The sequence below is a fragment of the Streptomyces sp. NPDC051662 genome (genome assembly GCF_040681655.1).
Lineage (GTDB): Bacteria > Actinomycetota > Actinomycetes > Streptomycetales > Streptomycetaceae > Streptomyces.
Genome location: NZ_JBFAZD010000008.1, coordinates 271,527 through 293,848, shown reverse-complemented (window position 1 = coordinate 293,848; position 22,322 = coordinate 271,527). Strand labels below are relative to the sequence as shown.

Below are 22,322 nucleotides of genomic sequence, written 5' to 3'. Positions count from 1 at the left end.
CGTTCAGCCCAGCGGTCCCATATAGGTCTGGTCGACGTACGTGTCCGACAGCGGTTCGAGCGAGTCGGGCCAGGTGCCGGTCACGGCACGGCGTTCGCTGTGCGGCCGCGGCCTGCCGTCCCAGCCGACCTGCTCCATGTAGTAGTACAGGCAGACCAGGTGGCCGTCCGGGTCGCGCAGGTGGGCCGCGTAGTCGATGCCCGTGTACAGCTCGGGCGGGAGGTCGACCAGTGTGTGGCCGTGGCCGACCAGGAAGTCCACCGCCGCGCGCAGCTGGCGGTAGCTGCCGACCTCCATGCCCATGCTCAGGCATGAGGTGTGCTCGCTCAGCCCGAGCATGCCGCGCAGCGCCTTGTCCGCCAGCACGAAGGAGTGGTGCTCGGTGCCGTTGCGCAGGAACACGACGCGCTTGCCGCGGTACTCGGACTCCTCGACGCGTTCGAAGCCGAGCAGCTCCGTGTAGTACGTGACCATCTCGTCCATGCGCTCGGTGAAGACCGACACCGGGCCGAGCCGGGTGACCTTGAAGGGGCGCGGAAGGAGGATGCCACCCACGTCGTGGGTCTCGTTCAGGTGCGACTCGGCGGGCCGCCGGCCGGAGTGGATGTCGATGCCCTTCTCCAGCGCCTCACGGATCTCCGCGGCTTCCGACATCTGGGGCAGCGGGGGCCTGCTGTCGAAACCCCGGTAGTGCATCGCGTGCGGTTTGGAGTTGCGGGACCAGCCGATCTGCTCCATGCCGTAGTACAGCTCGACCATGTTGTCGTCCGGGTCGCGGAAGTAGATGTGCCAGTTCCCGCCGGGCATGTCCCGCCCGACGCGCCCGAACTCCACGCCCTTGGCGTGCAGGTACTCCTCCGCGTCGTGCACTTCCTGGAGGCTGCCGACCTGCCAGGTGATCTGGCTGAGGGTGATGTCCCTCGCGATCCGGTCGTTGCCGTTGACGGTGCCGAAGGTGCGGTGGGCCAGCAGCAGCGCGTGGTGATCGGAGGAGTTGCTGGTGAAGATCATCCGCGGGTCGCTGACGACGCCCTCCAGCAGGGGGCGTACCTCGGGCGGTACCTGGTCGAAGAGGCTGACCTCGTCGGTGACACGGAAGCCCAGCAGGTCCGTGTAGAAGGCGATCGATTCGTCGAGGTGGTCGGAGTTGAAGCCGAAGTGACCGAAGCGCCGGATCTTGAACGGGCGCGGCAGAAGCACTCCGCCGACGTCGTACCGCTCGGATGCCCTGCCGGACTTTTCGGGGGTCGAGGTGGTCATCACTTTTCTCCCTTCTCGTTGTCCGTGGCGGAGTAACCGGGACCCGCCGCCACGGGGTTGCGCAGCTCGCCGATGCCCTCGACCCAGGTGACAAGAGTGTCGCCGGGCCGGAGGAAGACGGGCGGCTCGCGGAACACGCCGACGCCCGCGGGCGTGCCCGTGAAGATCACGTCGCCGGGCAGCAGAGGGGTCACGCCGGAGATGTGCGCGATGAGCTCGGGGACCGAGAAGATCAGGTCGCTGGTGCGTCCCCTCTGCATGACCCGGCCGTCCAGGCTGCACCCGATCTCAAGGTTGTCGGGGTCGTCGAACTCGTCCGGTGTGACGAGTACGGGGCCCATCGGACCGAACCCGGGGAAGGACTTGCCCATGGAGAACTGCGGGGCGATGCCCGCCAGTTGCATCACGCGCTCGGAGATGTCCTGGCCCACCGTGAGGGCGGCGACATGACTCCAGGCGTCCTTCTCCGCCACGTGGTCGGCGTGCCGGCCGATGACGACGACGAGTTCGACCTCCCAGTCGACATTCCTGGTGGGCAGCGGGATGGGGTCGTGCGGGCCGGTGAGGCTGGTGCGGAACTTGGTGAAGATCAGCGGTGTCCCGGGCACCGGGATCTCACCTTGGTGTCCCTGGGCCCGGGCGGCCTCTTCCAGGTGGTCCCGGTAGTTGGCGCCGATACCGAAGACCTGCCGCGGCGCCGGTACGGGATTCTCCAGCCCGTCGAGAGGCAGACGCTCCTGCTCCTCGTCCCAGGTGTGCGTGGCGGCCCACTCGACCAGGGCGTCCCAGGTGTCGAAGACCCGCTCGGGATCGGCCGGGAAGCGGCCCTTGCTGGCCTGCTCCAGATCGACGGCGGTGTCTTGGTCGACGAGGACCAGGCGGTTGGCGATGACTCCTAGGCGCATGACAGCGCCCTCCTTCGGCTCAAGGTGTCAGGGAGGTTCGGTGATTCGGGAAGTTCGGAAACTCGGGAAGTTCCGGAACTCGGGAAGCTCGGGAAGATCAGGGAAGTTCTAGAGAGGGAACGCTGACGCGGCATGCGGACCGTCGAGCGGCACCCCCAGGGACCTGAGGGTTCCGGCGAGCAGGATGTAGTGGCCCACCAGCATGGGCAGTTCGACCAGCTGCTCCGTGGTCAGCAGCGCACTCAGCTCACGCGAGGTGCTCTCGCGGATCACGTGGTTCGCATGAAGTTCGTCGGCCGCGGCGATCAGCAGGCGTTCGCGCGGGGACCAGGTCGCCGGCGCTTCACCGGTGAGCGCGGCCAGTTCGTGCTCGGACAGCCCTTCCCGGGCGCCGAGTTCAACGTGGTGGGCCAGTTCGTAGGCGCTTCCGCAGCGCCAGGCGGTGCGGATGATCAGCAGCTCGCGTTCCCGGCCCGGGAACACGGAGTGCGCCAGCAGTTGCACGCAGAAGGGCAGCCAGGCCCGGAACAGTGCCGGGTGGCGCACCACTGTGCTGAAGAGATTCGGTGCGTCGTCCCCGTCGTCCCCGTCGTCCGCGTGGATTCCGGAGAGCAGTTCACGTTGCTCCTCCGTGCGCTCGGCGGGCGCCAGGGGGGTGAGGACGGACATGGTCGGTGGTGTGATGTCTCGGGTCATGACTCTGCCCCTATCGGTCGCTCTCCGTACTCAGGGGCTCGGCGTGCTCCGGCTGGTCAGCGACATTTCCATCAGCCGGCCGGGTCAGGTGTGCAGCAGCGCGGGAAGCAGCGCATGGTCGACACAGCGCGCGAGGTGCTCCGCATCGGCGGGGACTCCCGCGAATACCGGCCGGGTCAGCGCCGCGCTGAGGAACAGCTGGGGCAAGAACTCCGTCGCGGCGGGTCTGGAGGCCAGCTCACCCCGCTCGACGGCCCGGTCGACGATGCCGGTGAGATCGGTGAACCAGGGCTGCACCAGCGTGGTACGCAGTGCCTCGGCGAGCTCCTCGTCGGCGAGTACGGCATGTCCCAGTGCGGCGATCAGCGCCGAGTCCTTCTCCGCGGTCGGGCCGAACAGATCGACCATGGCCATCAGGTCGCCGCGGAGCGTCCCGGTGTTGATCTCCTCCGGCCGCAGCGGGCGCGTGGCGTAGAGCGCCGCCGCGACCATCTGCGGCTTGCCCGGCCACATCCGGTAGAGAGTGGCCTTGCTGCACCGCGCTCTTGCCGCGACCAGGTCCATGGACAACTCGTCGTATCCGACCTCGCGCACCACATCCATCACCGTGGTGAGCAGCTCCCGCTCCCGCTCGGGGGTCATCCGAGGACGGCGGATCGGCTCATCACCGCTGGTACGGGCCATCGCAGAGGCTCCCTTTAGTACGGAACGGTTTCGTACCATCACCGTAGACCAGGGTCGGGAGAAACGCAACCGTACTATTTACCGGGCGGCCGGCCGGCGGCCTCGCTGTCGGCCCACGACGGCCACGTGCCGAGAGGGGACGCGACCGGTCGTGGAGGCGGTGCTCATAAGCAGTCCCTCGTCACCTTTCCGAGTGAGGATTCCTGGTGGAATGAGCAGCTTTTGCCTTGGAATGAGAGGGCGTCAGCTGTGCCACTTGCATGCGCCGCCTCTACTGTCCGAGGGGAATCGCTCATACCTCGATCTGTTGATGACGGTCGCTCAGGTGCCCACGAGCTGAGTGCCATGTGGCCCCGCCCCGGCGTGTACGGACGGTCTCCCGACCGGAGCGCTCCACCGTGGAGCGGTGAAGGAACTTACGCCTGCGGCCGGGACGGCCGTGATGGCGACCGGAGTCCTCTCCGTCGGGATGGACCTGACGGGTTATAAGGCACTGGCCGCGGTCGCGCTCATTTTCGCCGGCGCGCTGTGGGTGGCATTCGCCGCGACGTTCACAGTGCGGCTGGTGTGCAGCACGGAGCAGTGGCGACGGCCTGGGGGTGGCGTTGTACGGGCTGGCGCTGGCCCACTTCGACTGGCGCCAGGTGCGTACGGGCGCCGGCGACCACTGGGTGGCGGGCGGGGCGCTGTCGATCTCCGCGCTGGCAGCGGCCAAACTGACAGACGCCTGCGATCCGCGCGGCCCCCTTGGGTGGGCCACTGTGTTCCCGCTCGGTATGACCGCGGTCGCCTGCCTCGTGGTGGCGGCGACCGCCGGACTGCCGGTGGCCGGGACCCTCGGCCGCGTCCTGCTGTGGATCGCCGTCGCGCTGTGGCTGCTGACAGCGGTCGGCGCGGCCCGCCAGGGCCGGGGGCGGTAGCGGTGGCGGGCAGAGCCCATTCACCGCGGTAGGGCGGAGTACGGGTGAGATGTGCCCCCGCTCGGGGCGCGAAGTCCCAGAGAAGCCCCACGGCTGCCGCCGCTGGCGGAGCCGGGCGTCGGTGACGCTGGCCCCGCTGATGGTCCTGTCCCGCTCGCGGGCCGACTCTGGCCTGTACTTGGCTGCCGGGGTCACGCAGGGGGCACAGGCGATTCGTGTTCTGGCGTTTCGCCGTGTCCTGATGGGGGCGGTGTGCTGTAGAACTGGCGGGCCCAGCGCCGGTAGCGCCCGATGGGGCCGTCGCCTTCGGCGAGCCGGGGGGCTGACTGGTACTGCTTGGTGTGCCAGATGGGAGTGTCGGGTCCGAGGACGAGGCTGTTGAGCGTGACGTGCAACCCGTACCGGCAGAGCCATGTGGAGGCGGCCAGCAGAGCGTCACGGTTCAGCTGGGACGGAAGCCAGCCGGGTAGGGGCAGGGCGAAGCTGGCAGCGCAGCGGAGCTGGATCCGCCAGGGCCCGACAACGGTGGGCAGAGCCCAGATCCTCAGCGCGGGGCCGAGGCGGGGCAGGTGGATGACCGCGAACATGTAGCCGAGGCCATGGACCTCGCCCTCGTAGGTGGTGGTCACTGACCCCCACGGGACGTAGGGGATCTTGATCCGCATAGTCGAACGGCCGTACATTGTCGGGCCCTCGAACCGGTAGACGGGCGTGTCGGGAATGACGGCCCCGTGCAGGACGGAGATATGCCCGGTATCCACGCCGTTCTCGGCCATCTCCTGGGGATGGGTGGGCAGTTCGGCGATGGTGTGCACCAGAGGGGAGAAGCCCTCGGTGTCCAGCTCCGGGACTTCGAAGGTGGGGCCGCCTGTGGGGTCGTACCAGGCGAGGATCATGCCGTGCTTCTCGCGGATCTCCAGGTGGCCCAGGCGCGCTTTGGGAGGCCGGGTGCCGTATCCGGTGCGGACACACGTGCCGTCGGGGCTGAAGGCGAAGGCGTGGAACGGGCAGACCAGGTCTTCCCCGTCGACTCGGCCGCCGACTCCGAGGTGAGCGCCCAGGTGTGGACAGTAGGGATCGACCACGCGCAGCAGCCCGGCCTGAGTGCGGTACACGACGACGTCTTGGTCCACGAAGCGACGGGTCAGCACCTGCCCTGGCCGGACCTCGTCGGTGAAGCCGATGCAGAACCAGCCTCTGGGGTTGGGCAGCGCGGCGGGGAACGCGGCGTCGGCCGCTGTCGCGCGCTGGTCCGGCACCGTGTACCACTTGTTGGCCGTATCGCGGAATGCCATGGATTCCTCCGTGAGTGCATAAGCCTGATGTCATCGGTGATTGAGTGTGATCGGCGGCCGGATCTTTCCCGGGGGCACGTCTTCGCTCAAGGCGATGGCGAACCAGCCGTCCGGATGGGGCAGGCGGGGGCGGTGCACCGAGTCGGGGGATGCCGGATGGGGGAGCCGCGCATTGTCGTCGTGGGCCTTCTCGATCAGACCGCTGAGCGGGGCGGGGCGGCTGTAGGGCGCCGGGGGTGCCGATTCGCGTGTGGTCACGGCCGGTCGGATTCCTCCCGAGCCGTGGGATCACCCGTCCCGGGTTGCGGTGTCCGCGCAACGGCCTGCCGGGGGACGGCGATCATCGGCAGTGCGTTCGGCCGGGGCATTTCGGCCAGGACCGGTTTGACCGTGGAGCCTTGTGCCGGAACGAGCCGCCAGCGGGCGGTGATCGTCGCCACCGAGATGAGCATCTCGGCCCATGCGAACGCTTCGCCCGGGCATTTGTACTTCCCCTTGCCGAAGGGAATGGGCGTTCCCTGCGGCGATCGGCCGGGGAGCCACCGGTCGGGATCGAACCGCTCCGGGTCCGGGTATGTCCGCGGATCGCGGTGCAGGGCGTACTGGCTGTACGCGACCTCGGTCCCGGCGGGGAACGTGACACCGCCGAGCGTGACTGTCGAGGTGGCCTTGCGGGTGATCAGTACGAGCGCGTAGAGGCGGGTGACCTCCTGCAGCACTCGGTCGAGGTACTTGAGGCGATGCAGGTCGGCGACGTCGACCGGCCCGTTGCCGACTACTTCGTCGACTTCGGCCTGGACGCGCGCTTCGATGTCGGGGTGCCGGGCCAGTTCGTGGAAGACCCACGCCAGCGTGGTGGCCGTGGTCTCGGTTCCCGCGAGCAGCAGTGTGATGAGCTGGTCGCGGATCTCCGTATCGGTCATGGCTTCGCCCGTCTCGGTGTCCCGGGCCTCCAGCAGTTTCGTCAGCAGGTCGTCGCGGCCGGCGCTGTCGATACGCGCGTGCCGGATCACCTCGTCGATGATCCGGCGCAGGCGGACACCTGCGTCACTGAACCCGTTGTTGAGCGGGATCGGGAGCCGGTCGAGGACCGCGGGGGCGACCGCCCGTACGACCACGCCCCGTGACAGGACCTGCAGGGAGCGCCACACCTCATCGAGCGCGGTCTGGCTGAGCCCGGAGGAGAACAGCGATTCGGCCACGATCCCAGCGGTCAGCTCATGCATCGCCCTGTCCACCCTGACGATCTCGTCCGGCTGCCAGGACATCGCCATGGACCGCGCACGCCGTTGCATGACCTGGGCGTACACGGCCGCGATGCGCGTGCGGTGAAGCGCGGGTTGCACCAGTCGCCGCTGGCGGGCGTTCACCTCGCTGTCGGTCGTCGCCAGTCCGTTGCCGAGGGCTGCGCGGGCCCGTTCGAAGAACCTGCCCTTGCCGAACACCCGGGCGTGGGTCACCAGGGCCTGGTGGACGAGGTCCGGGGTGGTCAGGAAGTACACGGGCAGGCTGCCCAGGTCCACCCGCACGATGTCTCCGGCATGCTCCACCGACCGTAGGAACGCCAGCGGATCGAGCCACAGCTGCAGCAGATGGCCGATCAGGGGTACACGCCCGGGCAGCGTGGGCACCTGCGTCAGGCCGCGGGGCCCAGCGCACTGCGGAGCCGGTGTATGGCGGGAGGGTTCCGGATTCATGCGGGACTCCTTGAGGAGCAGGCGTGGTGAGCGGGGGTGACCCGGCGCCGTGAGAGGTGTCCTGAGTGTGGGACGACGGGACTCACGGGGTGAGGTGCTGCCACCACCAGGCGATGGAGGGGTAGGTCAGCGGGGCCGGGTCGAGTCCGGGCGGCGGGCTGGTGGCGACCTCCAGGGCGGGGGCGGCCATCGCGTAGCGGGGGTTGTCCCGGTGCCAGTGGACGACATTGGCGACCATGTTGCCGAGGTCGGTGAGGAAGTGCCGCAGTTCCGGGCTTGCGTGGGCGGCCAGTTGATCGCGCAGCCTGAGGAAGAGAGCCATGCTGCGGTTCCAGATGGCGATGGCCTGGACGACGGCTTGGGCATGGGTGCAGCCCAGTTCGTTCATGAGGCCGATGACGAGGTTGTTCTGTCCGTCCCCGGCGCGGGCGTCCTTGGCGAAAGAGGAGAGGTCGTTGATCCACAGCAGGAGCAGGCCGGCGATCTCCCGCAGGGCCCGCAGGGCGGGGTCGTCGTACTCCCACGCGGGCATCTCCTGGTCGTTGCAGACTTCGATCATGGCGAAGAAGGCCTCGAACCCGGACACGCCCAGGCGTAGGACCAGTTGGGTATTGAGGTCGGGCAGATGGCCCCGCAGCCGGTAGCTCGCCTCCCAGGGAATGCACTGGTGGTAGATGCGGTAGCCGACGGTGAGGCGGTTGAACTGCACGGGTGTGGCGAAGCCGCGGAGGGTGCGGACGATGTCGAGGTAGGCGGGCATGAACGGGGTGTCCAGCAGGGTGGCGTCCGGGGCCTCCAACGCCCGCTGCATCGCGCCGCACACGTCGATGACGTCGTGCAGGGACGGGCAGGCTTCGAACCAGTCGTCCAGGGCGAAGGCGTAGAAGAACCAGCGGCCGGTGGCTTCCAGGCGTTCGGTGTGTCCCTGGGGGCTGCTGTTGGCCACGAAGGCCGCGCTGCGGCTTCCCAGCAGGCCGGCCCGCTCGGCAGGGTCCTGCGGGATGGGGCAGTGGTTCATCCACTGTGCCGCCCGCTTGTCGATCACGTCGGCTTCCGGGTGCGAGGACGGTTCCAGCGGGCAGTAGAGCGGCGGCAGCCTGAACGCCGCGGCGGAACTGTGCGCGAATGTCCCGGTCATGGGTACCCCTTTGCTGCGGAACGTGCGGACGGTGGCGGTGGTGACGGGCAGGCCCGAGGGGTTCAGGGAGTCGGCGGGGCACCGGCTTCCCCGGTCAGGCTGAGGGCCTCGTGGAGGAGGGCTTCGACGATCCGGTTCTCGGGGACGGTGCGGATGACCTGGCCTTGGACGAAGATCTGGCCCTTGCCGTTGCCGCAGGAGACGCCGAGGTCGGCCTCGCGGGCTTCGCCGGGGCCATTGACGACGCGACCCATCACGGCGACGCACAGGGGTGGGGGAAGTCATCGAGGATAAGGTTGTGTCGGCCGCTTGCAGAGGCATTCGGCACGACGTTCTCTATACCAACAGACCAACGGTGATCCCGATACGGCGCGGAGTCTGGTCATCGGAGCACAGCCCGCCCCAGCCCGCGCCCCTCGTCTCCGTCCCGCGCTCCCTTGGCTTGACTTTTATCCTGTCCGTCCGCCGCAGCGGAGCAAGCTGCTTGTCCAACTCATGGGCGACCCGAAGGACGTCGATCTCGTCGCCGGGTTCACCCGGGATGTGACGAGGCTCGGCCACCACGGGACGGGCGACCTGGAGGTGCGGTTGCGCACTCCGAGGGATGTGGAGCGTGCCGAGGGGCTGTTCCGTGCGAGCTGCGCAGCGGCGTGATCGCTCGACGGCACGTTGGCCGCGAGCGTTTCGCGGTTGGTCTGTGGGCGTCGGATGGTGCCTTTCGACGTACGGGGAGGTCGCGGCGGTGGGCTATCAATGATGCGCGGGATCGCCGGTTCGGGTAACCGGCGATCCCGCGTTTACGGTGCCCTGCTCTGACGTGCCGGCGACCAGCGTGTGCGGCGGCCGTGACGGCTGACTTCTCGACCTCGCCCGCCGCCTCGCCCATGGGCTTACCCATCTCCGCGACAGCCAACGAGGCGAGTTGATCGCTGTGTTCGCGCAGCGTGCGGGCGAGCTCGGCGACGCGTATGGCTCGCTCGGTGACCGGGACCAGTGCCCAGGCGCGGCTTGCCGCGTGTGCCCTTTCCACGGCGGCTTCGACGCGTTCCGCGCTCCACCCCTCATATGCCGCTATCAGAGCGCCGGTGGCGGGGTTGACGACCTCAATGGTGCTGCTCATGAGGTGGGAGCCCCTCCCTTATCGTGTTCCGAAAGGTGATCAAAGGTCTCCCCCGTGGCGGCGAGAGTGCGGGTGACGTCCCGACCGCCGTACACCCAGTAGATCCGCATGACGCGTTCACCTCGGTTGTAGAAGCGGTGGGGGATACCGGCTGGGACCCAGGTGGCCTGGCCCGTTTCCAGGTCGAAGAACTCGCCGTCTATTCGGCGGTCGCCTCACCTTCGAGGATCAGCACGGATTCCTCGACGTTGTGGCTGTGCAGGGGGAGTCCGGTGCCGGGCTGGAACACGGTCTGGCCCGTGGTGATGACGGCCTGCTCGGAGTTCCACTTGCCGACGTAGGGGACCGTGGCGACCCCTAGCCACGGTCGAAGCGCTCGACCTCATCGGGGTGGATAAGCAGGTTGGGTTGTGCGGGCTTGGTGCACACGGCGGTTGGTCCCTTTCGAGGGTGCCGTCAGGAGTGGTGGTAGGCGGCGGGCGAGGGTGTTGATCTGGCTGCCGGGCACGACGTGCTGGGCTGCGGCCTCGCGCCAGACCTTGAAGTGCGGGGCGGCGCGGTGGGCCTCGACCGCGGCCTCGTCGTCGTAGATCTCGTGGAAGACGAAGTGGTGGTCGTCGGCCAGGTCACAGACGACATCGAAGGAGCGACAGCCGGGTTCGTCGGTAAAAGAGCGCTCGGCGTTCTCCTCGATGGCGGCGAGGAAGGCGTCGCGGTGGCCGGGGACGACCTGCAGGGAGACAGTCAGCGCGATCATTCGGGAACCTCCTAACCTCCTGGTGAACAACGGGCTGAAGGGGTACGCCAGTGGCGGCGGCGGTGGCGATGCGAGTGCGAGAGCGCCAGGTGTCGTCGACAACCGATCGGCCACCGCCCGGATGCCGACGCAGATCAGCAGATGGCCGACGCCGCTGCTGCCGGTCGGCTGGTGGGGGCAGCGGGAGCGGTCGGACCAGGCGATGGTCTGGTGACGCAAGCGCGCGGTCGCCCGAGCGAGCATCGTCCGGTCGACTGCGTTGACGACGCCGACTGGATAGACCTCGGTCGCCGTGACGGCCCACCAGGGTGTCTTGAGTTCGTTCGTCTCCCATGCCCCCTCCCCGCCGCCCCTGCCCGGATCAGCGTCCCGGCGAGTGACGGTCCTGCCCAGGACTCCGCCCTTGGCCTGGTAGCTGCGCGGGATGTTGAAGAAGACCCAGAAGGGGTGTCCGAAGTCCACGTCGGCGCGGTGCGGTTTGGCCGATGCGAACAGGATGGATTCCTTCTCGGTGTCCGCATCGCTCTCGCGAGGGACGGGAACGTACTGGGGCACCTCGTCCGCGGCGACGTTCATCCGGATGACCGCGCTCGGCTTCTTGCGCGGTGCAGCTGTGGCGGCAGAGCAGCTGTGCTGTCGAATACCAGGAAGACCGCTCCGAGCGCGACGAACAGCACCCCGCCCACAGCGGAGTTGGTGTGCAGCGACAGCGTTCCGGCTGTGTGTCAGAGCTGAGTGCCACCGCCGTCCACGGCGAGCTCGGTGCCGGTGGTGTAGGTGGCGTCAAACGCGAGAAAGAGCGCAGCCTTGGCCACTTCGGACGGGGTCCCCAGTCGCAGCATGGGGATCTGCGCGACAAGCGCCTTCGTCTCCTCGGCCGACTGCCGGGGCATTGACTTGTCCATGATCCTGGTGTCGATCGGGCCGGGGCTGACAGCGTTGACACGAACTTTTCGCGGGAGAAGTTCACGGGCCAGGCTGCGGGTCATCGAGCGCAGTGCCGCCTTGCCGGCCGCGTACGCGCTGAGCATCGGCAGGCCCAGCACGTTGACGGCCGAGGTCGTGAGCACCACCCCGCTGCCCTCTGCCAGCAGCGGAGCGAGCTTCTGTACGGTGAAGTACGGTCCCTTGGCGTTAGTGGTCAGCAGTTGGTCGTACAACTCCTCACTCGTTGCTTCGAACGGTGCGGAGCCGGTGACACCGGCATTGGCGAACAGGGCGTCGACCGTGCCGAACTCGGCCTTTACCCGGTCGGCCAGCGCATCGATGTGAGGCAGTGACGCCGCGTCGCTGCGGACCGCGATCGCGTTCTCGCCGAGTTGGTCACGGGCGGCACTCAGCTTGTCCTGGTCGCGCCCGGTAATCAGCACGCGCGCGCCTTCGTCCACGAGTGACCGGGCGGTGGCCAGGCCCAAGCCACTGCTGCCTCCCGTGATGACGACCTTCTTGCCCTCGTACCTGCCCATGTCGAATATCTCCTGTCTGTGGAATAGGTGTGATGGTTCTCGCCCCGGTGGGCACTCGCTCCCGGGCGGGTAGAGCGTGGCGCGGTGTTCAGTGAAGGCCTGGCCGCAGCCTGATCACGACCTTGCCGTGGACGTGACGTCCGGCTTGCAGTGTCACGGCATCGTGGATCTGCCCGATCGGGAAGGTCGCGGCGATCGGTACGGTGATTGCGCCGGCGAGGATCGCGTCGCTGATCCGTTCCATGGCGTCCGGGCTCGCGTCGAAACCACCGGTCGCGCGAACGCCGCCGGGAGGATTGGGCCCCGCGGCGATCGTGGAGATCCGCTCGGGCGGCACGCCGAGCGCGAGCGCGGTCTCGGCTGTTTCGATGCCGAACAGGTCGGTTGCCGCGGTCACGCCCTCCGGAACCAGGGCCCGTACCCGGTCCGCCAGTCCGGGGCCGTAGGCCACGGGCTCGGCACCGAACTGGCGCAGGAACTCGAACGTGCCCTGCGCGGCGGTCCCGATCACTCTGGCGCCGGCGAGCTTCGCGAGCTGTATGGCGAACACGCCCACGCCGCCCGCAGCGCCGCCGACCAGGACGGTGTCGCCGGACCGCAGGTCGATCGCGGCCAACGCGGCGGCGGCGGTCATGCCGGCTACCGGAAGCGTGGCCGCCACCTCGTCGCTGATGCCCTCCGGCGTGCGCCAGAGTGGCTCGTGCGCCTCGGTGGGCGTCTTGACCACCACGAAATCGGCAGCGGCTCTACCCTGCGCGCCGCCGTGGACACGGTCACCTACAGCGAAACCCGTGGCGCGGGCGCCGACCTCGTCGACGACCCCGGCGAAGTCGTACCCGAAGCCGGACGGCACGCTGATGCCGAACCGGGCCGCGACCTCGGGCTGCGAGGCGATGCCCCAGTCCATGGGATTCAGACCGGCGGCCGTGACATGGACGCGGACCTCGCCCGGCCCGGCATGGGGTTCCGGAACCTCCCGCAGCTCCAGCACTTCGGGACCACCGAACGTCTCGTAGACAACGGCCCGGCTCATGAGTACCTCCAGCAGACAAAGTGACGGGACTTGGTCCCATCACCATACATGGGTGACGGGACCAAGTGCCGTAAGATGTCCCCCATGGCCCGCTGGCAACCCCACGCACCCGAGCGACTGCTCGTCGCCGCCCTTGAACTGTTCGAGGAACGGGGCTACGAGAACACGACGGTCATCGAGATCACAGAGCGCGCCGGGCTGACGAAGAGCACCTTCTTCCGGCACTTCCCGGACAAGCGAGAGGTGCTCTTCGGCGGGGGCACGATGACCGGACTACTCGTCGACGGGATCGACACGGCACCGGCCGGGGCCGGCCCCCTCGAAGCCGTAGCGCATGCTCTGGACGCGATCGGCAGGGAAGCCTTCACCTCCGATCGTCGCGAATTCAGCGCCCGGAGGTCGGCAGTGATCGCCGCCAACCCGGAATTGCGTGAACGCGAGGCACTGAAGGAACTCGGCCTCATCGCATCGATGATCGACGCACTCAAGCGCCGCGGCGTTCCCGACCTGACCTCACGCGTAACCGCCGAACTGGGCGCGCTCGCCTGGAAGATCGCCTACGAGCGCTGGAGGGACGCGACCAACCGCGACGACTTCGCTGAACTCGCGCGGCGGACACTCACCGAAGTGCAGGCGGCCAGCGCCTTGTGCTGACGGCAGGCTCTCGGCACAGACCCGCTCCCGCTGCCCGCATCCGCGGAGCCCGCAATCGGTCAGAGTGAAGGGGCTATCCGCCCTCTTCTTCGCGCCAATCGCGGCGCATTTACGCCACCGCGCCACCGGGTTTTCCGCTTCCGGGCACGCCGGCCCGCTTTCGGGCATGGCAAAGGCGCGTTCGGATACGGGATCGGAGCGCTGTCGATGAATCAAAGCGCGTTCCACGCAAGCAGGTGACGGGACGTCAACAGGAGGGACAATTAGGACTCTTCACCGCACACCGCTCGATGTTCCGCAGGTCACCACAGTGCGACGAGAGGTTTTGGGGGGGATTGTCCGAAGGGTTTCGCGCGGTCCCCGGTGTGGGGTATAACCAGGCGGATTTGAATGCCATTCACTCCTGAAGGGAGCACGCGTGGGCAGCTGTCCGGAACTCCGACCGATGGTCCGGTCCTGCGAATTCACTGTTCCTCCATCGACCGGTCGAGCAATTCCCGCCCCGGTCACCTCTCGTATCGGAGACGCTCCCGACCCATGAGCACCGACACCCTGAACACCGATACCACCGACGCCGATTCCACGGCCGACCCGGCCGAGCACCGCCCCGAGAAGCCGGGTTCCGGCCGCCGCCCCCTCTACGGTGCAGCCGTTGCCCTCCTCCTGCTCGTCGCGGGCGGGATCACCTACGGTGTCCTCGCCACCCCCGACGAGCCGAAGGCGAAGCCGGTGCCGACCGCCTCCGTCACCTACGAGGTCAGCGGTTCGGGCACCGTGAAGATCGACTTCATCGCACACGGCAAGCAGGCCGAGTCCTTGACCCTGTCCGGCTCCGAACTGCCCTGGCGTAAGGACGTCAAGGTCGCGCTCGGCACCGAGCCCACCGTCAGCATCGTGCTCGACGGCAAGGGCGGCGACGCCGGATGCGCCATAGCCGTCCGCGGCAATCACGTCCAGCGCTCCACGGCGACCGGCGCGTACGGACGGGCGACATGCAGCGCCCCGCTCCCCGCCTAGAGAAGTACGGAGAGACGATGCAGGAGAAGCGGCGCCCACCCGCTGGTCGTGGCCTGCCGATAGCGGGGGTGATCCTTCTGGCCCTCGGGCCCGTCATGGTGACGGTGGCCCTCGTGTCCTTCCTGGGCTCCTACACGACGGTGACCGCCCGTCAAGCGATGGAACCCACCTACCGTGACGGCGCTCGGGTGGCGGTGGAGAAGATCGGCGGCACAGCGGTACGGCGGGGCGACGTCGTGCTCTACACGATGCCGGACAGATACGGTGGACTGGCGGTGATGCAACGCGTCATCGGGCTCGGTGGCGATCACATCGCCTCCACGAACGGTTCTCTGACCATCAACGGCCGACCTGTCGAGGAACCGTACGTGGGGCCGACGGACATCGGGCCGCTCACCCCCGACTTCGATGTCACGGTCCCTCCCGGCCGTATGTTCCTGATGGGCGACAACCGGCAGAACTCCAACGACTCGCGGTACTTCCTGGCCGAGCACTCGGGCACCGTGCCCATCACCGCGGTCCAGGGCCGGACGCTCGCGAGCGCCACCGCCCCCGTGGCGCTCGGCCTGACGGCGGTTCTGGGCGTACTCTGCACCGTCGGCGGCGGCATCTGCCTGGTGATCGGCCGACGGATGAGGACCAGGCCGCGCTCGGCCGCACAAGGATTCACCGCATACGTGTGAGCGGCGTCCCCGGAGGGCAAGCGCCGGGGCCGACGCCGGGCTCAGGCGCGCGGTGGCGCGGTGGCGCGGCGGACTACGGGGGACGGCGAGAGCTTGACCTGGGCAGACGGCTTGCCCCGGTCGGCGAGACGGCCGAGCAGGAGACGGGCGGCCTCGGTGCCGATGTGCCGGCCCGCCCGGTCGACGCTGGAGAGACGGGTGCGATCAGGACCAGCCCATCCATGCCCCGGTCGATCATGGCTCGGTGACGCGGGCCTCCGCCGCCTCGCTGTTGGTGCCCGGTCCCATCAGCATCTGATAGTCCGTCGCGTCCGGAGCATCGGTCAGTCCGTCGAGAATCTCCGGGAAGAACGGGTTGCGGATGTCCGGCAGCATCACGCTGATCGTGTACGTCTGTCCGCGCATACCGCGGCGCCGTGGTGGTTCGCCGCGCTGGCGATGCCGCTGTTCGCCTTCGTCGTCCTCGTGCCGAGCACGCGTGGCGTGTATGACGCCTTCACCGACTGGGACGGTCTTGACCCCGGCTTCTCCTTCGTCGGTCTGGACAACCTCAACGCCATGTTCCGTGATCCAGACGCGGTGCTGCTGCTGGCGCTCGGGGTCAACAGCGTCATCAAGTCCCGCAACGTGCTGTCCGAGAACCAGCTCGCGGCGGTTCACCCGCAATGTCCGCCCGCTCGACCGCGTCCAATCCGATGGGGTATAACCGCCCAGTTCCCACCAGACGCATTCGCCCCTCGAAGGCACACCGAACGAAGGCCGGGCTCGCGCGTCACCACGCGAGACCGCACCCGGTCGGGCTGGGGACCACTTGACACCGATGCGAGAGGGACGACGTATGACTGTCGACGGCTCTGTGAAGCTGACTTATGTGGTCACATGGCGCGAGATATCTGACGGATTGAGGATTCACATGCGCTACAGCCCAGTCGGGCGATGGATCTTTCGCGCCCTGTGGGTACTGGTCGCATTGCTCGGCTTGCTGAGCACAGCCAACCTGTTGACCAGAGGTGTTGATGCCATGGGCTGGGCGGCGTGGAAGCTCCTTCTGGCTCTCTGCCTCTTCTTTGTAGCCTTCCGCTGGCTGACAGCTCTTGCCCTGCTCGCCTATGCCCGGCACTTGGGCGAACACCGCGTGACGGTCGACGCTGACGGGATCAGTACCGTTTCCGAGCGGCATACGAATCAGACCAACTGGGGGTTCTACGGGCGCAGCGTCGAGGGCCGCCGGGTATTCGTGCTGCTCACCCCGGACATCTGGGGAACGGGAGTGCTCATCCTCCCCAAACGCGGTCTGGGTACTCCGGAGGACTCCGAACAACTGCGGTCGCTGATCACCAAGCATCTCGCAGCCGCGTGACCACAGGCGTCGGCTCGCGGCTCCCGAGCCGCGTAACGCGGCACCGCCTTGGGCGGACGTCCAGGCGAACCGTTCCGCGAGCGAAAGCAGGTCGACACGGTTTCGGCGACGGCGCGCCGGTCGCCGGTGCTGTGGGCGGCTTCCTCGTCGGCCCATCGCTCGACGGTGAACGCTACCGCCGCCGCCAACGGCCGAAGTAGAGGGTTGGCGGCGGCCGACATCTGCGCGAGCGTGCCCGCGCGACCGGAGCAGTCCGCAGATAGCGCAAGGCACTGTGTGGATCACCGAACCCGTTGCCGACCTCAGCAGGTCGTAAGCCATCACCAGACGCGTGAGACGGGCCGGCCAGAGTTTCGGCGGACCGAGCATCTGCAGCTCCGGTTCCTGCACACTGGCCAGGTCCTCCTGATGGACCACTTCCTCAAGCGCCCCCGCGACGAATGCCATGTACCCCAACGATGTGCACCACGTTCGCACAGCCCCCACTGACGTGCCGTCCGGTCAGGCAACGAGATGAGTGCGACAGTGCCCTGCGGCGGGCACAGGCCGCCGCGTTGGCCCCGACCTGCCTATTTTCGGCTCCTCTCGACACCATGTCGGGCAAGGCCGTTTCTGGCAACAGCCGTACGACGACGAGGGGATGGTCGCCCTGGAAGCGGAGTGCGAGCGCTCGTCGGTCTCGGCGACACCCGGTTGCGCCGCGACGAGCCGGCGCCTCCTGCCGGCGCGGGCTACCTCGTGATGGCCGATCCGGAGGGAAGCGGGTTCTGCTTCGACTGAGCGACGGGGAACCTCACCCCGGTGAGGTCTTCTGAGACGGCCCACAGCCGCTGCTGGACGGCTGCCTCGTACGACTGTGGGCTGGAGGTGACCAGCCGGGGGTGGCCCATGATCTCGTTGCGTCCGCCGGGACCGTAGTACTGGCCGCCGAGCGCGGCGGGGTCGGTGGCGGCGCGCAGGGTCGGCAGCGCGCCCATCGCCGGCGTCTGGGTGATCAGCGGCGCGAGCCAGGTGAGCGGAAGCCGGAGGGCCGCGGGGGTGTTGCGGGCGAGCTCGGTGCTGGACATGCCGGGGTGCGCGGCCAGCGCGACGGTGGTGCCGTGCGTGGCGAGCCGGCGCTGCAGCTCGTACGTGAACATCAGGTTGGCCAGTTTGGACTGACCATAGGCGGCGGCCCGGCCGTACGACCGCTCCCACTGCAGGTCGTCGAAGTGGATCGCGGCCCGGATGCGGTGGCCGGTGCTGCTGACCGTCACCACGCGCGAGCCGGGCACCGGCAGCATCAGGTCCAGCAGCAGCCCGGTGAGCGCGAAGTGGCCGAGGTGGTTGGTGCCGAACTGCATCTCGAAGCCGTCCCGGGTGGTCTGCTTCGGGGTGTACATCACGCCGGCGTTGTTGATCAGCAGGTCGATCCGGTCGAGCCGGGACCGCAGCGCCGCCGCCGCGGTCCGGACGGAGTCGAGCGAGGTCAGGTCCAGCGCCTGCACGGTCACGTCGCCGGTCATACGGGCCGCGGCCTGCTCGCCCTTCTCGACGTTCCGCACGGCGAGCACCACGGACGCCCCGCGCTCGGCGAGCGCCTTGGCGGTCTCGTACCCCAGTCCGGTGTTGGCCCCGGTTACCACGGCCACCCGCCCGCGCTGGTCCGGAATGTTCGCCGTCGTCCACTTCTCGCTCATGCCAGGCTCCCAATTATCTAATGTACCGACGGTATCTTGTGTCGACGACGTTAAAGTACTTTCGGTACGTTGTCAACGTACCGCAGGTACCTAAGTTAGGCTGGCGATCGTGACTTTCCAGCGGGCGCGAACCGAAGAGCAGCGGGAGATCCGCCGACGGGCGATCCTCGACATGGCGTCGGCGATGCTCGACGAGATGCCTGTGGCCGCGGTCACCCTGAACGAGCTCAGCCGCCGGGTGGGCCTGGCGAAGCCGAACGTGCTGCGCTACTTCGAGTCTCGCGAGGCCGTGCTGCTGGAACTGCTGGACCGCTTCCTGCGGGAGTGGCTGACGGAACTGGCAGGCGAGTTGGCCGCCGACGTCGACGAGAATCTCCCCATGGCCGAGCGAGCGACAGCGGTGGCCGAGATCCTCAGCCGCTCACTCTCCGACCGAGTGGTGCTGTGCGACCTCTTCGGCGCACAGGGCAGCGTCCTGGAACACAACGTCTCCGTCGAGGTCGTAGCACGCTACAAGCGCGCCTCCCTGGACCGCCTGACCACCATGACCGCCCTGATCCAGAAGTACCTGCCGGAGCTGGGCGAGAACGCGACACTGTTCAGCCTGCAAACCATGGTCATGGCCGGCGCGCTGTCGGCGTACAGCACACCCCCACCCAGCCTGCGGGCGGCCTACCAGGCCGAGCCCGACCTGGCCCGCTTCCACTTGGAGCTGAAGGACTCCTTGAAGCTGGCCCTGACCGCAACCCTCCTGGGCGTGCTACCCCGCCGCTGATCTGCGTTGCACTGGACAGGCCAAGATCTCAAAACGGCCGTGGCCCCGGTCCACGGGCGACGGGCCCGGATCGTGCCGGCCGCGGGTCACAGCACGTGTGAGGAAAACCGTTCTCAGGGACACGAGGGGACATCGCCTGCGACCGCGTCGCGGCAGACCTGACCGAGAAGCGCGTGGAGGCCGTGTCGGAATGCACCAAGACGTCAACCACCCCCGCCACCACGGACAGCGGCCTGCCGGCACTCACGAATCCTGGAAATCGGCCATGCTTCTGTCGCTTCTCCCGTCGCGGCAGGGACCGCGTTTCGCACTCCTGGAAACCGGCGTGACGCTGTTCGCCGCCCTCTGCTGGAGAGCGCTCGCCTTCGCGATGTACGCGGAGGGGTACGACCTCGACGAGAGCGCACCCGTCCAGGTCACAGGCGACGACGACATCGCGGCCCTGGCGCTGCTGTTCGGGCTCTCGGTTTCCCTGATCTGGCTGCTGCGCCTGGTTCCCTGGTACCCGTTGCGCACCGCCGTTGACTCGGTCATCGCCCTGCGCCTCGTCGTGGTGGTGCTCCTGTCCGCTGTGATGTTCGTGGGCTTGCTCACCGGTATTCGCATTCCGCTGGTGGGCTGGACGATCTGAGTTCGGCAGTTCATCCGTCGTTCAATCCAGCAGCATTACCGGCGGGACCCCGACATCACCCCCATCCACGACGCGTCATCGGCTGCCGCGCCGATGCCGGTGAGGAGGGTGGCGAGTGCCACGCACAGGTAGGTGCCGAGAAACCGTCCTCGCTTGTACAGGGGGGAAACCATGGGGGCTTGATCCCTGGTAGGTACAAGCGCCGGGCTTACGGCTCCGCGGGCGGCGGCTCGGCAGAAAGAGCCGAGCCGAGCTTCAGCACCCGCTCCCGGAGTACGGGTACGTACCCGCGGCGAACCCCCGCGCGACGGCACTCAACTCCTAGTGGTGGAAGCGCGGGACCGTTACCGAGCGGCTCCCCGCCCGTACGCTGTGCCTCTCCTCACCGCTGCCGCATGGTCGTGAGGAAGTCCAGGACGAGCGGGCTCGCGACGGCGCGGTACTCCTCGAAATAGGCGTGCCTCGCTCCGGGGATCACGTGCAGTCGGGCGCCGGGGATACGGTCCGCGAGCAGGGGGCTGTTGGTGGCGGGGTTGAGCAGGTCGTCGCTGCCGTGCACGACCAGAGTGGGTGCGCCGATGCCCGGCAGGAATTGCCACGCGTCGTGCTGGTTGCTGGCCGCCAGGTGGCGACGCCGGGCGTGGGCGGGCATCCCCGGGTCGCCGAGCGTCTGGTACGGGCCGGGGTTCTCTGCCAGCCAGGCCGGGGTGTACATCAGCTCCAGCAGAGCCTGCCGCGCCGCGCCCGGTTGCGTCCGCACCAGCGACCGGCGCACCTCGTTGGTGCGTTCAACGGCGTGCGGCCCGCCGGGCGATGTGCACCCGAGCACCAGGGCGCGTACCCGCTCTGGATGGCGGGCTGCGAGCTGTTGGGCCACGCGCCCGCCCATGGACGTCCCGTAGACATCGGCCCGGTCGACACCGAGGTCGTCGAGCACCGAGATCACATCCAGGGCGAACAGCTCGGTGCTGTAAGGCGTGTCGGGCTTGTCGCTCTGCCCCGTACCGCGGTAGTCGAACGTGATGGTGCTGCGGTCGCCGTGGAAATCGTCACGCACTCCGTCCCACCAGTGGTGGTTGTTCGACTGGCCCGCCAGCAGAACCAGCGGCGCCCCCTCGCCCCGTACCTGATACGCGATACCGACGCCGTCGGGCGTCGTCGTGTGCGGCATGCAGATCGTCACTCCTCATGGTCAGGATTCAGCGCGTCGTGGCACCGGGGCTTCCGGCAGACCCCGGCCGGCCGGAAGCCCCGGTCATCGCCCACTGCTGGAAGGACTGCTGGAAGGACTGTATGAGTATGAGCCGCGTGTGTGCGTGTGCACCTTTGTGGTGGAGCCGTTCCCCGTAGCGGTAACACCTGCGGACGGAGCCCCCCCCCGGGACCAGGCCGGTTCGAGAAGGGAGTTGACCGGCGGGGTGGAGCCCCCGACTGTTGCTCGGATGCCGATGTGATCGCCGTGCGTACAGAAGTTCCTTTGGGTGTCCGGGTTTCCATGCGATTACAATTGGTATCTGTCTCGTCACACTGTGGTGATGGTTCTCGTTGTGAGGCGCGGTCGTCGCCCACGACGACCTGCCGGGAAGGTGAGATTGATGATGAGTCACAAGATCCGTGCGGCGATGGTCTCGGCTCTGTTGGTTCTGGTCCCGCTGGCTGGGGCGACCAGTGCGGATGCCGTGGGGCTGAAGAAGAAGTGGCACTCCTCGGCGACCTGTGCGGTCGAGAAGATCGGGTCGGGTGATCACGGCAACAAGCAGCTCAAGGGGAGCGGCACGGGCAAGAGTAAGAAAGCTGCCGAGAACGCGGCCCAGAGTGATGTTCAGGAGCAGATCAGCCAGAAGTACGGGAAGGGGTACCGGGCCCACCACTGCACGTTCCGTAGTGTGTTCAATTGAGTGACGGGGTTGGCCGCGATGCTGTGCACGGGCGGTCGGCCCTTGCTTCAGGGTAAGGAGCATGGTGAACAACAGGCAGCGCAAGAAACTCCCCAGACGCATGTGCGAGGCGGCAGAGCAAGGGCGAGTAGGGGGTCTGGCCCGTCTGCTGCGTCTGGGCGCTGTCCCGGACGACCGGCGCCCGGACGGTGGGACCGCCTTGTATCTTTCCGTGGTGCAGGGCGAGGTCCGCTGCGCGGAGCTTCTGCTGACGGCCGGTGCGTCGCCGAATCTGGAGTCCCACGGCCCTCGCGATGGGCTCCCGCTGGCGGCGGCGGCGGCCCATGCCGATACCGCCATGGTGAAGTTGCTGCTCGCCCATGGGGCCGACCCTGAGCTGAAGGAGGACAACGGCACCGGGGGCAGTGCCCTGGACTGGGCCCGTGGCTGGCGGGAGCCCGGCATGCCTCACGGGGAGGTCGTGGAACTGCTGGAGCGGTCCCGGGCGGTGTGAGGGCCTCGCACCCTTTGCCTGCGGTGGACGCCCCGCCGACACGTGACGCCCCGCCGACACGTGACGGCGCGCCAACCGGGGCCCGGAGGTTACGCCTTGGATGCGGCCGGCGGGGTGCTCCTGACCCGCCTACGCCGCCGCCAGTGTGGAGACGGCCGCCC

Annotated in this window: 25 protein-coding genes and 4 pseudogenes; 10 read left to right on the top strand and 19 right to left on the bottom strand. The window is 68.2% G+C overall.

Annotated features, from left to right (window positions below; translation table 11 throughout):
* Positions 1–3: 3 nt before the first annotated feature.
* The 4 genes from AB0M67_RS16465 to AB0M67_RS16450 form a co-directional block, all read right to left on the bottom strand.
* Positions 4–1,260, bottom strand: coding sequence for a VOC family protein (locus AB0M67_RS16465; protein WP_365746051.1), 1,257 nt, complete (start codon positions 1,258–1,260; stop codon positions 4–6).
* Positions 1,260–2,165, bottom strand: a complete 906-nt coding sequence (locus AB0M67_RS16460; RefSeq protein WP_365746050.1) for a fumarylacetoacetate hydrolase family protein — start codon at positions 2,163–2,165, stop codon at positions 1,260–1,262. Before AB0M67_RS16460 ends, AB0M67_RS16465 begins: the two co-directional genes overlap by 1 nt.
* A 108-nt stretch (positions 2,166–2,273) precedes the next feature.
* Entirely contained in the window at positions 2,274–2,861 is a 588-nt protein-coding gene (locus tag AB0M67_RS16455) for a carboxymuconolactone decarboxylase family protein (protein ID WP_365746049.1), read from the bottom strand.
* A gap of 84 nt (positions 2,862–2,945) precedes the next feature.
* On the bottom strand, positions 2,946–3,545 hold the full coding sequence (locus AB0M67_RS16450) for a TetR/AcrR family transcriptional regulator (protein WP_365746048.1): 600 nt from the start codon (positions 3,543–3,545) through the stop codon (positions 2,946–2,948).
* A gap of 599 nt (positions 3,546–4,144) precedes the next feature.
* On the opposite strand from AB0M67_RS16450, the gene AB0M67_RS16445 reads away from it, so the two are divergent.
* Positions 4,145–4,465, top strand: coding sequence for a hypothetical protein (locus tag AB0M67_RS16445; protein WP_365746047.1), 321 nt, complete (start codon positions 4,145–4,147; stop codon positions 4,463–4,465).
* Positions 4,466–4,656: 191 nt separating this feature from the next.
* Here AB0M67_RS16445 and AB0M67_RS16440 read toward each other — a convergent pair whose 3' ends face one another.
* From AB0M67_RS16440 to AB0M67_RS16420, 5 genes and pseudogenes are all read right to left on the bottom strand, one after another.
* A complete protein-coding gene (locus tag AB0M67_RS16440; protein WP_365746046.1) occupies positions 4,657–5,760 on the bottom strand; it encodes a Rieske 2Fe-2S domain-containing protein in 1,104 nt (367 codons plus the stop codon).
* Positions 5,761–5,790: 30 nt separating this feature from the next.
* Positions 5,791–6,018 carry a hypothetical protein gene (locus AB0M67_RS16435; RefSeq protein WP_365746045.1) on the bottom strand — a complete coding sequence of 76 codons (228 nt, stop codon included), beginning with the start codon at positions 6,016–6,018 and terminating at the stop codon, positions 5,791–5,793.
* Complete coding sequence (locus AB0M67_RS16430) at positions 6,015–7,457, bottom strand: cytochrome P450 (protein WP_365746044.1); 1,443 nt, start codon at positions 7,455–7,457, stop codon at positions 6,015–6,017. Before AB0M67_RS16430 ends, AB0M67_RS16435 begins: the two co-directional genes overlap by 4 nt.
* Before the next feature lie 82 nt (positions 7,458–7,539).
* A complete protein-coding gene (locus AB0M67_RS16425) occupies positions 7,540–8,595 on the bottom strand; it encodes a hypothetical protein (RefSeq protein WP_365746043.1) in 1,056 nt (351 codons plus the stop codon).
* A 62-nt stretch (positions 8,596–8,657) separates the two neighbouring features.
* Positions 8,658–8,867 (bottom strand): annotated as a pseudogene (locus AB0M67_RS16420) (flavodoxin-dependent (E)-4-hydroxy-3-methylbut-2-enyl-diphosphate synthase); the annotation flags it as partial.
* Positions 8,868–9,057: 190 nt separating this feature from the next.
* Here AB0M67_RS16420 and AB0M67_RS16415 point away from each other — a divergent pair.
* A pseudogene (locus AB0M67_RS16415) lies at positions 9,058–9,249 on the top strand (transporter); the annotation flags it as partial.
* A gap of 178 nt (positions 9,250–9,427) precedes the next feature.
* On the opposite strand, the pseudogene AB0M67_RS16410 reads toward AB0M67_RS16415, so the two are convergent.
* The 5 genes and pseudogenes from AB0M67_RS16410 to AB0M67_RS16390 form a co-directional block, all read right to left on the bottom strand.
* Positions 9,428–9,715 (bottom strand): annotated as a pseudogene (locus AB0M67_RS16410) (aldehyde dehydrogenase family protein); the annotation flags it as partial.
* Entirely contained in the window at positions 9,712–9,897 is a 186-nt protein-coding gene (locus tag AB0M67_RS16405; RefSeq protein ID WP_365746089.1) for a cupin domain-containing protein, read from the bottom strand. The pseudogene AB0M67_RS16410 and the gene AB0M67_RS16405, both read right to left, overlap by 4 nt.
* 200 nt (positions 9,898–10,097) lie before the next feature.
* Positions 10,098–11,114, bottom strand: a complete 1,017-nt coding sequence (locus tag AB0M67_RS16400; protein WP_365746088.1) for an RNaseH domain-containing protein — start codon at positions 11,112–11,114, stop codon at positions 10,098–10,100.
* Positions 11,115–11,197: 83 nt separating this feature from the next.
* Complete coding sequence (locus AB0M67_RS16395) at positions 11,198–11,938, bottom strand: SDR family oxidoreductase (protein ID WP_365746042.1); 741 nt, start codon at positions 11,936–11,938, stop codon at positions 11,198–11,200.
* A gap of 88 nt (positions 11,939–12,026) precedes the next feature.
* Entirely contained in the window at positions 12,027–12,971 is a 945-nt protein-coding gene (locus tag AB0M67_RS16390) for an NADP-dependent oxidoreductase (protein WP_365746041.1), read from the bottom strand.
* Positions 12,972–13,055: 84 nt separating this feature from the next.
* On the opposite strand from AB0M67_RS16390, the gene AB0M67_RS16385 reads away from it, so the two are divergent.
* The 3 genes from AB0M67_RS16385 (at position 13,056) to lepB (ending at position 15,325) form a co-directional block, all read left to right on the top strand.
* Complete coding sequence (locus tag AB0M67_RS16385; RefSeq protein WP_365746040.1) at positions 13,056–13,625, top strand: helix-turn-helix domain-containing protein; 570 nt, start codon at positions 13,056–13,058, stop codon at positions 13,623–13,625.
* A 537-nt stretch (positions 13,626–14,162) separates the two neighbouring features.
* Positions 14,163–14,642: an MmpS family transport accessory protein gene (locus tag AB0M67_RS16380; RefSeq protein ID WP_365746039.1), complete on the top strand. Its 480-nt coding sequence runs from the start codon at positions 14,163–14,165 to the stop codon at positions 14,640–14,642.
* Positions 14,643–14,659: 17 nt separating this feature from the next.
* Positions 14,660–15,325 (top strand): signal peptidase I, encoded by a 666-nt coding sequence (gene lepB / locus AB0M67_RS16375; RefSeq protein WP_365746037.1) that lies wholly within the window; start codon positions 14,660–14,662, stop codon positions 15,323–15,325.
* Positions 15,326–15,559: 234 nt separating this feature from the next.
* Here lepB and AB0M67_RS16370 read toward each other — a convergent pair whose 3' ends face one another.
* Complete coding sequence (locus AB0M67_RS16370) at positions 15,560–15,985, bottom strand: hypothetical protein (RefSeq protein WP_365746036.1); 426 nt, start codon at positions 15,983–15,985, stop codon at positions 15,560–15,562.
* Between the two features lie 178 nt (positions 15,986–16,163).
* Here AB0M67_RS16370 and AB0M67_RS16365 point away from each other — a divergent pair, with 178 nt between their 5' ends.
* On the top strand, positions 16,164–16,685 hold the full coding sequence (locus AB0M67_RS16365; RefSeq protein ID WP_365746035.1) for a YcxB family protein: 522 nt from the start codon (positions 16,164–16,166) through the stop codon (positions 16,683–16,685).
* Between the two features lie 104 nt (positions 16,686–16,789).
* Here the strand turns inward: AB0M67_RS16365 and AB0M67_RS16360 are convergent.
* Together AB0M67_RS16360 and AB0M67_RS16355 are read right to left on the bottom strand one after the other, a co-directional pair.
* Positions 16,790–16,909, bottom strand: a pseudogene (locus tag AB0M67_RS16360) (M56 family peptidase); the annotation flags it as partial.
* Between the two features lie 507 nt (positions 16,910–17,416).
* Entirely contained in the window at positions 17,417–18,364 is a 948-nt protein-coding gene (locus tag AB0M67_RS16355; protein ID WP_365746034.1) for an SDR family NAD(P)-dependent oxidoreductase, read from the bottom strand.
* Between the two features lie 109 nt (positions 18,365–18,473).
* On the opposite strand from AB0M67_RS16355, the gene AB0M67_RS16350 reads away from it, so the two are divergent.
* A complete protein-coding gene (locus AB0M67_RS16350; protein ID WP_365746033.1) occupies positions 18,474–19,139 on the top strand; it encodes a TetR/AcrR family transcriptional regulator in 666 nt (221 codons plus the stop codon).
* 265 nt (positions 19,140–19,404) lie between these two features.
* Positions 19,405–19,770 carry a hypothetical protein gene (locus AB0M67_RS16345; RefSeq protein ID WP_365746032.1) on the top strand — a complete coding sequence of 122 codons (366 nt, stop codon included), beginning with the start codon at positions 19,405–19,407 and terminating at the stop codon, positions 19,768–19,770.
* Positions 19,771–19,805: 35 nt separating this feature from the next.
* Here AB0M67_RS16345 and AB0M67_RS16340 read toward each other — a convergent pair whose 3' ends face one another.
* Positions 19,806–19,943, bottom strand: a complete 138-nt coding sequence (locus AB0M67_RS16340; RefSeq protein WP_365746031.1) for a hypothetical protein — start codon at positions 19,941–19,943, stop codon at positions 19,806–19,808.
* Positions 19,944–20,152: 209 nt separating this feature from the next.
* Entirely contained in the window at positions 20,153–20,941 is a 789-nt protein-coding gene (locus AB0M67_RS16335) for an alpha/beta fold hydrolase (protein WP_365746030.1), read from the bottom strand.
* Positions 20,942–21,365: 424 nt separating this feature from the next.
* Here AB0M67_RS16335 and AB0M67_RS16330 point away from each other — a divergent pair, with 424 nt between their 5' ends.
* Both AB0M67_RS16330 and AB0M67_RS16325 read left to right on the top strand, forming a co-directional pair.
* Positions 21,366–21,668, top strand: a complete 303-nt coding sequence (locus AB0M67_RS16330; protein WP_365746029.1) for a hypothetical protein — start codon at positions 21,366–21,368, stop codon at positions 21,666–21,668.
* Positions 21,669–21,729: 61 nt separating this feature from the next.
* Positions 21,730–22,161, top strand: coding sequence for an ankyrin repeat domain-containing protein (locus AB0M67_RS16325; protein WP_365746028.1), 432 nt, complete (start codon positions 21,730–21,732; stop codon positions 22,159–22,161).
* Positions 22,162–22,322 lie beyond the last annotated feature (161 nt).

Bases quoted from the DNA above. Each gene is read 5' to 3' on its own strand.
- AB0M67_RS16395 (WP_365746042.1), bottom strand. From the start codon at position 11,938: ATGGGCAGGTACGAGGGCAAGAAGGTCGTCATCACGGGAGGCAGCAGT.
- AB0M67_RS16465 (WP_365746051.1), bottom strand. From the start codon at position 1,260: ATGACCACCTCGACCCCCGAAAAGTCCGGCAGGGCATCCGAGCGGTAC.
- AB0M67_RS16365 (WP_365746035.1), top strand. From the start codon at position 16,164: ATGACTGTCGACGGCTCTGTGAAGCTGACTTATGTGGTCACATGGCGC.
- AB0M67_RS16440 (WP_365746046.1), bottom strand. From the start codon at position 5,760: ATGGCATTCCGCGATACGGCCAACAAGTGGTACACGGTGCCGGACCAG.
- AB0M67_RS16380 (WP_365746039.1), top strand. From the start codon at position 14,163: ATGAGCACCGACACCCTGAACACCGATACCACCGACGCCGATTCCACG.
- AB0M67_RS16385 (WP_365746040.1), top strand. From the start codon at position 13,056: ATGGCCCGCTGGCAACCCCACGCACCCGAGCGACTGCTCGTCGCCGCC.
- AB0M67_RS16450 (WP_365746048.1), bottom strand. From the start codon at position 3,545: ATGGCCCGTACCAGCGGTGATGAGCCGATCCGCCGTCCTCGGATGACC.
- AB0M67_RS16335 (WP_365746030.1), bottom strand. From the start codon at position 20,941: ATGCCGCACACGACGACGCCCGACGGCGTCGGTATCGCGTATCAGGTA.
- AB0M67_RS16325 (WP_365746028.1), top strand. From the start codon at position 21,730: ATGGTGAACAACAGGCAGCGCAAGAAACTCCCCAGACGCATGTGCGAG.
- AB0M67_RS16330 (WP_365746029.1), top strand. From the start codon at position 21,366: ATGATGAGTCACAAGATCCGTGCGGCGATGGTCTCGGCTCTGTTGGTT.
- AB0M67_RS16455 (WP_365746049.1), bottom strand. From the start codon at position 2,861: ATGACCCGAGACATCACACCACCGACCATGTCCGTCCTCACCCCCCTG.
- AB0M67_RS16390 (WP_365746041.1), bottom strand. From the start codon at position 12,971: ATGAGCCGGGCCGTTGTCTACGAGACGTTCGGTGGTCCCGAAGTGCTG.
- AB0M67_RS16425 (WP_365746043.1), bottom strand. From the start codon at position 8,595: ATGACCGGGACATTCGCGCACAGTTCCGCCGCGGCGTTCAGGCTGCCG.
- lepB (WP_365746037.1), top strand. From the start codon at position 14,660: ATGCAGGAGAAGCGGCGCCCACCCGCTGGTCGTGGCCTGCCGATAGCG.
- AB0M67_RS16430 (WP_365746044.1), bottom strand. From the start codon at position 7,457: ATGAATCCGGAACCCTCCCGCCATACACCGGCTCCGCAGTGCGCTGGG.
- AB0M67_RS16340 (WP_365746031.1), bottom strand. From the start codon at position 19,943: ATGGTTTCCCCCCTGTACAAGCGAGGACGGTTTCTCGGCACCTACCTG.
- AB0M67_RS16355 (WP_365746034.1), bottom strand. From the start codon at position 18,364: ATGAGCGAGAAGTGGACGACGGCGAACATTCCGGACCAGCGCGGGCGG.
- AB0M67_RS16345 (WP_365746032.1), top strand. From the start codon at position 19,405: ATGCTTCTGTCGCTTCTCCCGTCGCGGCAGGGACCGCGTTTCGCACTC.
- AB0M67_RS16460 (WP_365746050.1), bottom strand. From the start codon at position 2,165: ATGCGCCTAGGAGTCATCGCCAACCGCCTGGTCCTCGTCGACCAAGAC.